This is a genomic window from Amycolatopsis palatopharyngis (genome assembly GCF_003385185.1).
Taxonomy (GTDB): Bacteria; Actinomycetota; Actinomycetes; order Mycobacteriales; family Pseudonocardiaceae; genus Amycolatopsis; species Amycolatopsis palatopharyngis.
Window position 1 is genome coordinate 48000 of the sequence record NZ_PQHZ01000012.1, and the last position, 11772, is coordinate 59771.

An 11772-nucleotide genomic window follows, 5' to 3' on the forward strand; every position below is an offset into this window, starting at 1 on the left:
GGGGCCGTACTCGGTGGTGCTTGCGGCGGACTCGCAGGACGATCCACCAGGTGTTGCCGTAGGCAGCGATACGGGAGCTCACCCCGAGCAGAAACCCGTTCCACTGTCATCGGCAACGATCACGCCGGCGACGGCCCGAGACCGGGCCGACCGCGTGACCGGCATAACATAACAGGGTGCGGTCGGACCGCTACAAGCGGCCCGACCACACCCTTGGCGCCCGACCTAACGGGACAGCGGAGTGAAGTCCCGGCTACCGATGAAGTTGGGCCGGGGCTTACCCGCCGCGTAGGGCTCCACCAGCGCGTTCTCCACACTGTTGAACACCAGGAAGATGTTCGAGCGCGGGTACGGCGTGATGTTGTTGCCCGATCCGTGCATGATGTTGGAGTCGAACCAGAGCGCCGAACCGGCAGGGCCGGTGAACTGGTCGATCCCGCACTCCGCGGCGAGCTTCGTGATGTCGTTCTCGCTCGGAACACCGATCTTCTGTTCCTTGAGCGAGGTCTTGTAGTAGTCGTCCGGTGTCTCCCCGACGCACTGCACGAATGTGCGCTGCGAGCCGGGCATCACCATCAGACCACCGTTGAACGGGTAATTGTCGGTGAGTGCGATCGAGCAGCTCACCGAGCGAGGACGCGGCATGCCATCCTCGGCGTGCCAGGTCTCGAAGTCGGAGTGCCAGTAGAAACCGGACCCCTTGAAGCCGGGCATGTAGTTGACCCGGCTCTGGTGAACATAGACCTCCGAGCCGAGGATCTGCCGAGCCCGGTCGAGCACCCTTGGGTCCCGCACCAGCTCGCCGATCAGTTCACTGATCTTGTGCACCTCGAAGATGGAACGGACTTCGCCGAACTCCTTCTCGGTGATGACGCGCTCGTCTGCCTTGAGCTCGTCGTCCGAGGACAACCGGACCAGTTCCTGCCAGTAGCCCTGGACCTCCGCAGGTGAGAGCAGTCCCTCCACGACCGAGAATCCCTTTGCGTCGTGCGAGGCGAGGGTGGCCGCGTCGATCGGTCCGTCGGATTCGCCGCCCCAGACGGTCGGATCCAGTCGGTCGATGAGCTGCGCCTCGCCAGGGATGCGGGTCGGGTAACTGTCCTCCACACGGGTGTCCGTGAGCGTCAAGCTGCTCGCCTCCTAAATTTTATTGTTTCGAATTGCCCCATTCATTGGTGGTGGTGAGGAGCACCGGTCAGTTCGGGAGTTTGTGTTCGGAACGCGCGGAGACGCTCAGTCCTCTTCGCGCACAATCGGATACACACCGTTCTCGTCGTGCACCTCGCGGCCGGTGACCGGCGGGTTGAACACGCAGACGGTGCGCATGTCGGTCTTGGGCCGTACCTGGTGCTTGTCGTGATTGTTCAGCAGGTACAGCGATCCAGGCTTGAGCTGGTGGGTCTCACCGGTTGCCTTGTCGGTGATTTCCCCTTCACCCTCGAAAACAAACACCGCTTCGATGTGGTTCGCGTACCAAAAATCGTTGACCGTGCCCGCGTAGAGGGTGGTCTCGTGCACGGAGAAGCCGGCCTTCTCCTTGGCCAGGATGATGCGCTTGCTCCGCCAGTTCTCCGTCTTGATGTCGGAGTCGGTGTCGGTGATCTCGTCGAGGGTGCGGACGATCAAAGCGTGCTCCTTGAAGTGTCGTTAAATTTTTGCTGTCCGGCAGGACCGTCTCAGGCGGACAGTACGGACCGGACGGACTCGGTGATGATCTCCAGGCCCTGGGAGAACTCGGCATCGGTCGTGGTCAGCGGCGGCAGCAGCTTCATGACCTCGCCGTCGGGGCCGGAGGTCTCCATCAGCAGGCCGCGCTCGAAGGCCGCGGCACACACCTTGCCGGCCAGCTCCCCGTTGGGGAACTCGAGTCCGCGCGCCAGGCCCCTGCCCTTGGCCGTGAGGCCCACGTCCGGGTACGAGTCGGCGATCTCCGACAGCGCGGCGCCGACGCGCTCGCCCTTGGCCCTGGTCGCCTTCTCCAGCTCGTCGTCGCTCCAGTAGGTACGCAGCGACTCGGCGGCGGTGACGAACGCGGGGTTGATGCCACGGAAGGTGCCGTTGTGCTCGCCCGGCTCCCAGACATCGAGTTCGGGCTTGATCAGCGTCACCGCCATCGGCAGGCCGTAACCGCTGATGGACTTGGACAGGCAGATCATGTCCGGCTCGATACCCGCGTCCTCGAAGCTGAAGAACGGCCCGGTACGGCCGCAGCCCATCTGGACGTCGTCGAGGATCAACAGGATGCCGTGCCGCTTGCACAGCTCGGAAAGGCCCTTCAGCCACTCCAGTCGCGCGGCATTGATGCCGCCCTCACCCTGGACGCTCTCGACGATGACCGCCGCGGGCTCGTTCAGACCACTGCCGGAGTCCTGCAGCAGCCGGTCGAAGTAGAGGAAGTCGGGGTACGCGCCGTCGAAGTACTTGTCGTACGGCATCGGGGTCGCGTGGACCAGCGGGATGCCCGCACCACCGCGCTTCATCGAGTTACCGGTGACCGAAAGGGCACCCAGGGTCATCCCGTGGAAGGCGTTGGTGAAGTTGATGACCGACTCCTTGCCGGTCACCTTGCGCGCGAGCTTCAGTGCGGCTTCCACCGCGTTCGCGCCACCTGGCCCGGGGAAGACGACCTTGTACTCCATCGAACGCGGCTTGAGCAGCACGTCGTCGACGGTCTGCAGGAAGTCCCGCTTCGCGGTGGTGTACATGTCGAGCGAATGGGTGACGCCGTCACGGGAGATGTAGTCGATCAGCGCCTGCTTCAGCACCGGGTTGTTGTGCCCGTAGTTGAGCGCCCCCGCTCCGGCGAAGAAGTCAAGGTAGGCCTTGCCGTCCTCGGCGTACTGCCAGCTACCTTGCGCTCGATCGAACACGACCGGCCAGCCACGACTGTAGCTGCGCACTTCCGATTCGAGCGTTTCGAAGATGCTCACGCTTGCTCCGTCTCTCAGTTCTCTTATCAGCATTGTCCCCTGTGGAGGACTCAGCCGCTTGCCACGTTCCGGGGCGCCAACGGCCCGATCAGGTAGTGGTCCTCCGGCTCGTGCTCGTCCGGGAAGTCGTCGGCCGCGAACAGTGCGGAGGACTTCAACTCGGCGTCCCAGCGCTTCGCGAAGGACGTGAAGAGCCGAATCGAGGCCTCGTTGTCCGGGGTGATGGTGGTTTCCAGGTACTGGACTCCCCCGGCGTCGACGAGCCCGTCGAACAGTGCGTCGAGGAGCTTCCCGGCGAGACCACGACCTCGCTGCGAGGAGTCCACCGCTACTTGCCAGACCACAACGGCGTCGGGCGCGTCCTGCCTGCGGTAGCCCATCACGAAGCCGACTGGCTCGCCGTCGACTCTGGCGACGACGGAGGTGGAGGCGAAATCGTGGCACCACAGAAGGTAGGCGTATGACGAGTTGAGATCCAGCTTTTGTGAATCACGCGCAATTCGCCAGAGCGCCGCGCCGTCGGACTTGGACGGGTTCTCGATCACCACGTCGCCGACCGCTGCTCGATTATCGCCGTTGGCACGGTCTGAGTGCTTTCCGGACATATCAATGCAACTTAACAGACCAGTTTCCGCAGCTCAGCCCACGCCGCTACGAGCAAGCGAGCTACCTGCGAAGATGACGAATCACCTGTGACAATGACGACATAGATCTACCGATCATGCCCAGGGGTGTGCTATGTGCACAACCTGCATGGCCACCGCGCCTTACGGCGACACGCAAGACCGTGACCAGCACGGGGGCACCTTCTACCGCTTACCGTAGTGGCATCGCCACGGAAATGCGAGCGACGGAAGGGCGATTCTCCGGCGACGGGGAGCAACCCTGGCGACTGAGCGTGACCAACTGATTCGCGACCGCTGTGGGTTTGCGCAAATTTCGCCGACTCGTTCACCTTTTCGAAAACGTGATCTGCCCGGCACCGAAGCGTCATCCCCTGTCGGGCAATTTTGAAGAATCTCCGACGAATAGTGAAATGGACCACCTCGGTCGATTTCACTAGTCTTCGATCATGACAACCGCGGATGCCGGATCCCTGTTCGACGATCTCGCTCCTGGCTACGACGAAGATCGCTTTCACGAGTCCGTCGCCGAAGCCCTTGTCCAGGGCCTCATCCCGATGACCTCGCCACCGGTCGTGCTGGACATCGCCACCGGTACCGGCTCCGCGGCATTCGCGGCGCTGCGACTCCTGGACGCACGCGGTCTCGTCGGAGTCGACATATCCCCGGCGATGATCGAGCGGGCGCGAGGCCGAGCCGTTGCGGAGGACAAGGCCGGGCGGATCGACTGGCGGATCGGCGAGGCTGTCCCGGCCCCGGTGCCGGACACCTCCACCGACGTCGTGCTGTGCGCCTCGGCGCTGCACTTCCTCGGCATGGCCGCGCTTCGTGACTGGCTTCGCGTGCTGCGTCCCGGCGGCCGGGTGGCGTTCAGCCTGCCGCCTGCCGACACCTTCCGCCCCTCCGGCGCCATCGCCGAACTCGTGGCCACCGACCTGCCACTCCCGCAGGACGCAGGCCAGGCCGCGGGTGTCGCCACCGCAGCCGGTTTCGAGCAGGCGACCGCGACACGACTTGACTTCGCCGGCGGGCGACCGCAAGCCGTCTTCCTCGTGCACGCATCCGCACCGGTGGACGTGCGAAGATGACGCCATGGCGAAGAAGCTACGACTGACCGGCGACGCCGAGGCTGACAAGCTACTCAGCGAGGATCCGTTCGCCTTGCTCACGGGGATGCTGCTCGATCAGCAGATCGCGATGGAGGTCGCCTTCAACGGTCCACGGAAGATCGCGGAGCGGATGGACGGGTTCGACGTCACCAAGATCGCCGAAGCCGATCTCGACGAGTTCGTCGAAATGTGTGTACAGAAGCCGGCCATCCATCGCTACGGGGGCTCGATGGCGCGCCGGGTACACGCGCTCGCCGAGTACGTCGTGGAGAACTACGGCGGCAAGACCGACCGGATCTGGAAGGCAGGCAAGCCGGACGGGGCCGAAGTGCTCAAACGGCTCAAGGCACTGCCCGGGTTCGGCGACCAGAAGGCCCGCATCTTCCTGGCACTGCTCGGCAAGCAGCTCGGGGTCAAGCTCGATGGCTGGCGCGAGGCGGCCGGCGCCTACGGCGACGAAGGCTCCCGGCGCTCGATCGCGGACGTGACCAGCGCCGATTCCCTTACCGAGGTGCGCGAGTTCAAGAAAGCGGCCAAGGCGGCGGCGAAGAAGTAGCGGGACTCAGTTGCCGAACAGGAGCAGGACCTGCACCTGGGCTTCGCCGACGGCCGCACCGAGCAGCGCGCCGGTGGTGATCAGTATCCACTCGTCCTGCTGGAACGCCGGACGTAGCAAGCCCTCGAACTCCTCCGCGTCGAGTTCCTTCATCTTCCGCACGAGGATGTTGCGGATGTCCATCGCGTCCTCGGCGTAGTCCTCGACGTAGCGCATGGTTTCGGGCAGTCTGCGCATGATCTGCTCGGAGATGCCCAGCTTCATCTCCTGGTACCGCCTGCTTCCGACAGCGAGCACCACCAGTGGTTTGGCGATGCTCGCGTGCTTGGCCAGTTCCTCGTCCACCTGCCGCTGGATCAGCCCCAGCACCTTGTCCGACAGTGGCCCGCGCAGCACCGCCTCGATCACGTTGTGCGGGGTGATGATCTCCTTGGCGATCAACGACGCATAGGCCTCCGACACCTCGGCCCGGCGTTTGAGGAACAACCCCTGCCACTCGAACAGGCCGAAATACCGCACCGGGTACCTCGGATGGAAGATCATCTTCAGTGCCAGCCAGTCGGTGAACCATCCGATGAACAGACCGAACAGCGGCATGATGATCGGCAGCTTGAACAGGATCCAGACCGCCATCTGCACGACCCCGATCACGGCGCCGAAGTACAACCCGGACCTGGCGATGAACTGGAACTCCTTGCGACCCGCCTCCTGGAAGATCCGGTTGAGCAGCTCCTTGTCCTTGACCAGGCTGGTCACGACCATGTCCTTGAGGTCGAACACCTCGTCCACATCGGCCTTGATGCTGTCCATCACCGTGCTCACCATGCGGGGCGCCTCGGCCTGCACGCGGCTGATCACCAAGCGCTGCACCCGGTTCGGCAGCGACTCCCACAACCCGGGCTGGTACTCGGCGGCGACGTCGCGCACGATCTCCTCGACGGCGGCGAGCAGGGGTTTCTCGATCTCCTTCGCGATGCGGTCCGCATCAAGGCGATCGATCACCTCGGCTGGCCGGATGAGTTGCTGCGTCATGGTGTCGCAGGCGATGCTCGCCATCCGGGCCGCCCGCTTCGGCACGATCCCCTGCCAGCCGAGAAACGGCTTCACCCCGACGAACTCCAGCGGCCGGAACATCATCCGGATCGCGACGAGTTTGGTCAGGTAACCGATGAGCGCCGCGACGACCGGGATAGAGCTGTAAAGCAGCCAGTTGTCGATGAAGTCGTCGACGAGCGCACCCATGACCACCTCGGTTCCCACTTGATCACCGCAACGAGTGACCATGGTCACACGTCAGTGGGAAAAGCGCACCTGTTCGCAGAACGCTAGCGGAAGGCAGCACCACTGGGGTCGCACGCACGCCAGAAGTGGTTGCCCAAGCGCGAGATGTGCACGGTGCGGCGGACGAACCTGGCTCGTTTCACCGAATCCTCTGCCGCGCGCACCGTCTCGTCGGTCATCAGGATCTCGTACTGGGTGTCCAGCGCGGGCGCTTCCTCACCGAGGTCGACGAGGCCGAGCCCGATCAGCCGGGTGAGATAGCTGGGAACGTGGTCGAGCAGCGACACCCCGGCCGACTTGCCGACGGTGGAGGCGTTGCGCAGGACCACGCGACCGGCGCCGCCGAGCCCGGTGCGCTCCACCACGTCGAGCGCCGGGAACGGCTCGCCGTCGGAAAGCGCGGAAAGGATGCGCGCCTCGTCCGGCGTCAGCTGGCGCAGGATCACCGCGTACAGGTACTCCCGTGCCCGCTCCTTGCCGAAGCCGATGGACTGGTTGAGAAGTTCGCCCATCGCCGCACGCAACGGCTCCACCTGACCGAGCGCCGTCGGCACCACAGTGGTGGTGGCCCGGACCGGGAGCGGGTCCTGCGCCCTGCCGTTGTCGGTGTGCTGGGTCATCGCCGACGCCTGGGTGAGCGCCGCGTGATACGGGTCGTCGACGTCGTCGAGCCTGCGACGCAGCTCAGTGAGGGCCACCCGCTCCAGCGAGCGCAGACCGCGTTCGGCCACCTCGGCTCCCGGGAGTCGCCGGCCGAAAGAGGCACCGGTTCGGGCTGCCCAGCCGACCAGCGAACCGGCGCGGCGGACCAGCTCGGGACCGCCGTCCCCGCTGCTCGCACTCCTGCCGGTCGAACGATCCACTGGACCCACGGTGCCGCTCCCTCCTGCTGGGGTACTGATGCTACCCGCCGGTAGGCGTAAGGACACCGGACAGCCGGACCCACCCTGCCCGGTCACCTCGAGTTTGCAGTTTCGGGGCTTGAGTTCGCAGATTACGGGCGTGAGTTGGCAGTTCCGGTGCCGACAGTGTGCACGAAGTACACAGCCAGTCGTTGTCGCGCGGGCCGCAACACCACGCGGATGAGCAGGTCCAGCGCCTGCTGAGCGCCTGCGGTGACCATGACGTCCTCGCTCGTGGCCCCGTACGTCCCTGGCCACCGCGGCACGGATCTGCCGGTAGATCTCGTCGCGACGGCCGCGGGGACCCGTACGGGGCCTCGGTCCGGCGCCGTGGTCCCGGTAGCCGAGAACGCCCCGGATCTGGATCGAGTGCTCGGGCTAGTCGGCCGTGATCCGCAGTGGCGGCCGAACGGCTAGGGCGTGTCTTCCATATACGCGACAGGGACAGAACGGGGACATTCGCGGACCCTCAGTCGAGACAGAACTCGTTGCCCTCGATGTCCTGCATCACGATGCAGGACTCTTCGAACTCATCCGCGAGCAGCACCCGAACGCGCTCCGCGCCGAGCGCGACCAGTCGTGCGCATTCGGCCTCGAGTGTGTCGAGGCGCTCTTTGCCCACGAGCCCGCTGCCTGCCCGGACGTCAAGGTGCACCCGGTTCTTGACGACCTTGCCTTCGGGAACGCGCTGAAAGAACAGCCGAGGGCCAACGCCTGTGGGATCAACGCAGACGAATCCTGAACCCTGGCGCTCAGCCGGCAGCGAGCGATCGAAATCGTCCCAAGTAGCGAACCCATCCGGTGGTGGCGGCACCTCGTACCCCAGCACGTCGCACCAGAAACGGGCGAGACGCTCAGGTTCCGCGCAATCGAAGGCGACTTGAAACTGTTTGATCGAAGCCATCGGCACACAGTAGCGGCAGGACACCGCGTGGCTTAACCGATTTCCGGCAGCACGCTCTAGCGGACGGCCCTGCGTGTCGTCCGGTTTTCCTTGCGCAGCTGCAGAATCCTGGCTCCACCAACGAGAGCCACCAGCAACGCACCCGCGATCGCGGAGAACAACATCGCGACCGCCAGCGGCAGGCTGCCGGACATGCCGAGGAAGTGCACGGTCGCCGTGTCGAGGTTCTGCAAGATGAAGATCAGCAGGAAGATGAGCAGGATCGTGGCGATGACGACCGCGATCCACACGCCACTGATCCTGGTGCGCCTGTGCTCAGGACGAGCGGGCTCGTCCCTCTCGTAGTCATCCAATGTGGACTCTGCGGGGGCCGGCCCGGTGTCGTCACCGCCGGAGGAAGTCCACTTCCTGCCCTGCCCGTGTGTCATGCCGGACATTGTCCCCCTGACGCGAGTTCGGCGCAGCCCGGCGAGCCGAACGGGTGATCAAGGCGAGATCGCCCGCGTTGACGGTATGACCATTGCCAGCCGGCTCGGTTGGGTGGAGGCTGTCCGGCATGACCACATTCGTGTTGATCCACGGCGGCGGGGGTAGCGCCTGGGACTGGCACCTCGTCGCTCCCGAACTCGCCGCCCGCGGCCATGAGGTCAGTACTCCGGAACTGCCCATCGAGAACGAGTCCGCGGGATTCGACGAGTTCCGCGAGACGGTGGTGAAAGCCGTCGGCGAGCGGAGCGACCTCGTGGTCGTGGGCCACTCCTACGGCGGGTTCACCGCGCCGCTGGTCGCCGACGCGATACCAGTGCGGTTGCTGGTGCTGCTGTCGGGAATGGTTCCCGCCCCTGGTGAGCCGCCGAGCGAATGGTGGGGCAACACGGGTTTCCAGGACCAGTCCGAGCTCAGCGACGAGGAGAAGTTCTTCAACGGCGTCCCGGCCGAACTCGTCGCGCAGGCCCCGGCGCACGCACGGGACCAGGCCAGCGCCGAATGGGACGAACCGTGGCCGCTCGACGCCTGGCCCGACGTGCCGACAAAGGTACTGACCCCTCGTCAGGACCAATTCTTTACGCCGGATTTCCAGCGCCACGTGGCAGCGAAGCGGCTCGGCATCACCCCGGACGAGATCGACGGTGGGCATGCTGTCGCGCTCAGCCACCCGGCGGAGCTGGCCGACCGGCTGACGTCATATCTGTAACTCCCCGCCAGCCGGCCAGCTTCCGGATCTTCCTGAAAGTCAGGCCTTGAGCCATTTCTGTGCTGCTTGTACACCGTCGAGCGTGAGCTGGTGGCCACCCGAGTGGCGATGCGTGGTCACCTCTGCCGACCGCTCTCGCAGGTGTCGCACCAGACGGTCCGCGGCATCCAGTGGTGCCATCGGATCTCGCTCACCATTGGAGAGGAACACCCGCGAGCCGGACAGATCGTGCTGCGGCGGCTCCGGCACTGGCGACATCGCCGCGAACAGGGCCGCTTCGCGGACCACGTCCGGGTGCATGAGGGTAAGCGCGGCCGCGATGTTCGCGCCGTTCGAGAAACCGGCCGCGACCAACCGCCGATCGCCCAGTTCGTAGTGCTGCAGGGCCGTTCGCACGAACTCGGCGAGCTGACCCGCCCGCACGACAACGTCGTCGAAGTCGAACACGCCCTCCGCGAGCCTGCGGAACCACCGTCGTGCACCGTTCTCCGACACCGGCCCTGCCGGGGCGAGCATCGGCGACGCGGGGCTCAACTCCCTGCCGAGATCCAGCAGGTCGTCCGGGCCGCCTCCGGTGCCGTGCAACAGCAGCAACACCGGGGCATCCTGCTCACCGGCGACGAACCGGTGTTCCAGGGACAACTCACTCATGCCCGCTCCAGGTCGTTCTCGTCCGGAAGTTCCAGCTTCGGCAGCATCGCCTGGATCTGCTCCCGGTCCGGCTCCAGCCACGGTGGCAGCTTGAGGGCGCGACCCAGCTCCAGCAACGGCTCGTCGATCCCGAAACCGGGTTCATCCGTGGCCACCTCCAGCAGCGTTCCGCCGGGCTCACGGAAGTAGATCGACCGGAAGTACTGCCGGTCCAGGATCGAGGTCACCTTTACACCGCGGTCGACGAGTTCCTCCCGCCAGGCGGCCTGGGTCGGCTCGTCCGGTGCGCGCCAGGCCACGTGGTGCACGGTGCCCGCGGCAACCAGCCCGCTCGGCGCGTCCGGGGTGACCAGAACGTCCACCAGGGCACCGGGACCGCCCTCGCCCGCGCTGAAGCGGAACCGGTTGCGATCCTGGTCGGCGAACTCCAGGCCGAGCCCCTCGGTCAGCATTCCGGCGGTGGCCTCCTCCCGGTCCACCGAGAGGGTCACCGAGTGCAGTCCCCGGACCGCGTGCTCGGCGGGCACGTGCCCGTTGTCCCACGGCTGCCTCGGGTCACCCTGCGGATGGGCGACCAGCGACAGCTGCAGACCGTCCGGGTCCCGGAAACTCAGCACGTCCTCGTCGTCCCGGTTGGTCACCCGGCTGGTCTCCACGCCCGCACCCTCGAGGTGCTGCTTCCACCACCCGATCGAGTCCTCCGGCACGGAGAACGACGTGGTGGTTGCCTGTCCGGTGCCGTGTCGCCCACTCGGTGCGTCCTTCCAGGGGAAGAACGTCAGCAACGTGCCGGGCTTGCCGGAACGGTCGCCGTAGTACAGGTGGTAGGTGCCAGGGTCATCAAAGTTCACCGTGGTCTTCACCAGGCGCAGGCCGAGCGTGCGCAGGTAGAAGTCGGCGTTGCGCTGCGGGTCGCCACCGATGGCGGTGACGTGGTGCAGTCCGCTAGTCCTGATCGACATGACAACTCCGTTCGAGGGGTGTTTCCGACGCTAACCAGATAACCTCTTGCGCGCAAGATATATTCCAGTGAGATGAATCGGGTACACTGACCCCGTGCCGACCGAGCCCAACCCTTGTGCCGACGACGACGAGATCGTGACCTGGTGGGGACTGGTCATCGAGGGGTACCTCGCAACGCAGGACCGGCTGATGGGCGAGATCGCCGAGCGATTCGGGCTGGCGCCGGCCTCGTTCGACATCCTCATCCGCCTCATCCGTTCTCCCGAGCACCGGATGCCCATGACCCGGCTCGCAGGCGAAGCAGCACTGTCGAGCGGCGGCTTCACCAAGGTGGCCGACCGGTTGGTGACCGCAGGCCTCATCCGCAGGGTGCCCAGTCCCGAGGATCGCAGAGTCACGTTCGTGACGCTGACCGAGCACGGCCACGATGTCGCGGACAAGGCCAGGCAGGCCTGCGCCGAAATCCTGCGGCGCAGGGTCCTCACCCCGCTCGGCCCGGAGGTCTCGGCCTCCCTTGCCGACGCGATGCGAACCCTGCGCTCGGTCAACTCCATCGAGCGGTGATGACGCCCGAGTTGGCAGTTCCAGGGCCCGAGTTCGCAGTTCCAGGGCCCGAGTTGGCAGATCCGGGGCCCGAGTTGGCAGATCCGGGGGCCGA

At 65.6% G+C, this 11772-nt stretch carries 15 protein-coding genes; 4 read left to right on the forward strand and 11 right to left on the reverse strand.

Translation table 11 applies throughout. The features are described from left to right. Nucleotides 1–225: 225 nt before the first annotated feature. The 4 genes from thpD to ectA form a co-directional block, all read right to left on the reverse strand. Complete coding sequence (thpD, locus tag D0C15_RS11860; RefSeq protein ID WP_116044094.1) at nt 226–1128, reverse strand: ectoine hydroxylase; 903 nt, start codon at nt 1126–1128, stop codon at nt 226–228. A 105-nt stretch (nt 1129–1233) separates the two neighbouring features. Then, on the reverse strand, nt 1234–1626 hold the full coding sequence (locus tag D0C15_RS11865) for an ectoine synthase (protein WP_116044096.1): 393 nt from the start codon (nt 1624–1626) through the stop codon (nt 1234–1236). Nucleotides 1627–1676: 50 nt separating this feature from the next. Further along, on the reverse strand, nt 1677–2930 hold the full coding sequence (gene ectB, locus D0C15_RS11870; protein ID WP_116044098.1) for a diaminobutyrate--2-oxoglutarate transaminase: 1254 nt from the start codon (nt 2928–2930) through the stop codon (nt 1677–1679). Between the two features lie 50 nt (nt 2931–2980). After that, the gene (gene ectA, locus D0C15_RS11875; protein WP_116044100.1) at nt 2981–3535 is read right to left on the reverse strand and encodes a diaminobutyrate acetyltransferase; all 555 of its coding nucleotides are present in this window, start codon (nt 3533–3535) and stop codon (nt 2981–2983) included. A 467-nt stretch (nt 3536–4002) separates the two neighbouring features. Here ectA and D0C15_RS11880 point away from each other — a divergent pair, with 467 nt between their 5' ends. Further along, entirely contained in the window at nt 4003–4641 is a 639-nt protein-coding gene (locus D0C15_RS11880) for a class I SAM-dependent methyltransferase (RefSeq protein ID WP_116044103.1), read from the forward strand. Between the two features lie 4 nt (nt 4642–4645). After that, on the forward strand, nt 4646–5218 hold the full coding sequence (locus D0C15_RS11885) for an HhH-GPD-type base excision DNA repair protein (RefSeq protein WP_116044105.1): 573 nt from the start codon (nt 4646–4648) through the stop codon (nt 5216–5218). A gap of 6 nt (nt 5219–5224) precedes the next feature. Here the strand turns inward: D0C15_RS11885 and D0C15_RS11890 are convergent, their stop codons facing one another. From D0C15_RS11890 to D0C15_RS11910, 5 genes are all read right to left on the reverse strand, one after another. Then, on the reverse strand, nt 5225–6460 hold the full coding sequence (locus tag D0C15_RS11890; RefSeq protein ID WP_116044338.1) for a DUF445 family protein: 1236 nt from the start codon (nt 6458–6460) through the stop codon (nt 5225–5227). Nucleotides 6461–6543: 83 nt separating this feature from the next. Continuing rightward, nucleotides 6544–7362, reverse strand: a complete 819-nt coding sequence (locus D0C15_RS11895; protein ID WP_211323175.1) for an Abi-alpha family protein — start codon at nt 7360–7362, stop codon at nt 6544–6546. Nucleotides 7363–7493: 131 nt separating this feature from the next. Next, nucleotides 7494–7667, reverse strand: coding sequence for a hypothetical protein (locus tag D0C15_RS34095; protein WP_162830041.1), 174 nt, complete (start codon nt 7665–7667; stop codon nt 7494–7496). Between the two features lie 203 nt (nt 7668–7870). Further along, complete coding sequence (locus tag D0C15_RS11905; RefSeq protein ID WP_116044107.1) at nt 7871–8305, reverse strand: VOC family protein; 435 nt, start codon at nt 8303–8305, stop codon at nt 7871–7873. Nucleotides 8306–8361: 56 nt separating this feature from the next. After that, nucleotides 8362–8733, reverse strand: a complete 372-nt coding sequence (locus D0C15_RS11910) for a LapA family protein (protein WP_116044342.1) — start codon at nt 8731–8733, stop codon at nt 8362–8364. Nucleotides 8734–8861: 128 nt separating this feature from the next. Between D0C15_RS11910 and D0C15_RS11915 the strand changes: the two genes are divergently transcribed. Then, complete coding sequence (locus D0C15_RS11915) at nt 8862–9500, forward strand: alpha/beta fold hydrolase (protein ID WP_116044109.1); 639 nt, start codon at nt 8862–8864, stop codon at nt 9498–9500. Between the two features lie 39 nt (nt 9501–9539). Here the strand turns inward: D0C15_RS11915 and D0C15_RS11920 are convergent, their stop codons facing one another. Together D0C15_RS11920 and D0C15_RS11925 are read right to left on the reverse strand one after the other, a co-directional pair. Beyond that, a complete protein-coding gene (locus D0C15_RS11920; RefSeq protein ID WP_116044112.1) occupies nt 9540–10151 on the reverse strand; it encodes an alpha/beta hydrolase in 612 nt (203 codons plus the stop codon). After that, the gene (locus tag D0C15_RS11925; protein ID WP_116044115.1) at nt 10148–11113 is read right to left on the reverse strand and encodes a ring-cleaving dioxygenase; all 966 of its coding nucleotides are present in this window, start codon (nt 11111–11113) and stop codon (nt 10148–10150) included. Before D0C15_RS11925 ends, D0C15_RS11920 begins: the two co-directional genes overlap by 4 nt. Before the next feature lie 94 nt (nt 11114–11207). Here D0C15_RS11925 and D0C15_RS11930 point away from each other — a divergent pair, with 94 nt between their 5' ends. Continuing rightward, a complete protein-coding gene (locus tag D0C15_RS11930) occupies nt 11208–11678 on the forward strand; it encodes a MarR family winged helix-turn-helix transcriptional regulator (RefSeq protein WP_116044118.1) in 471 nt (156 codons plus the stop codon). The last annotated feature ends 94 nt before the right edge of the window (nt 11679–11772 follow it).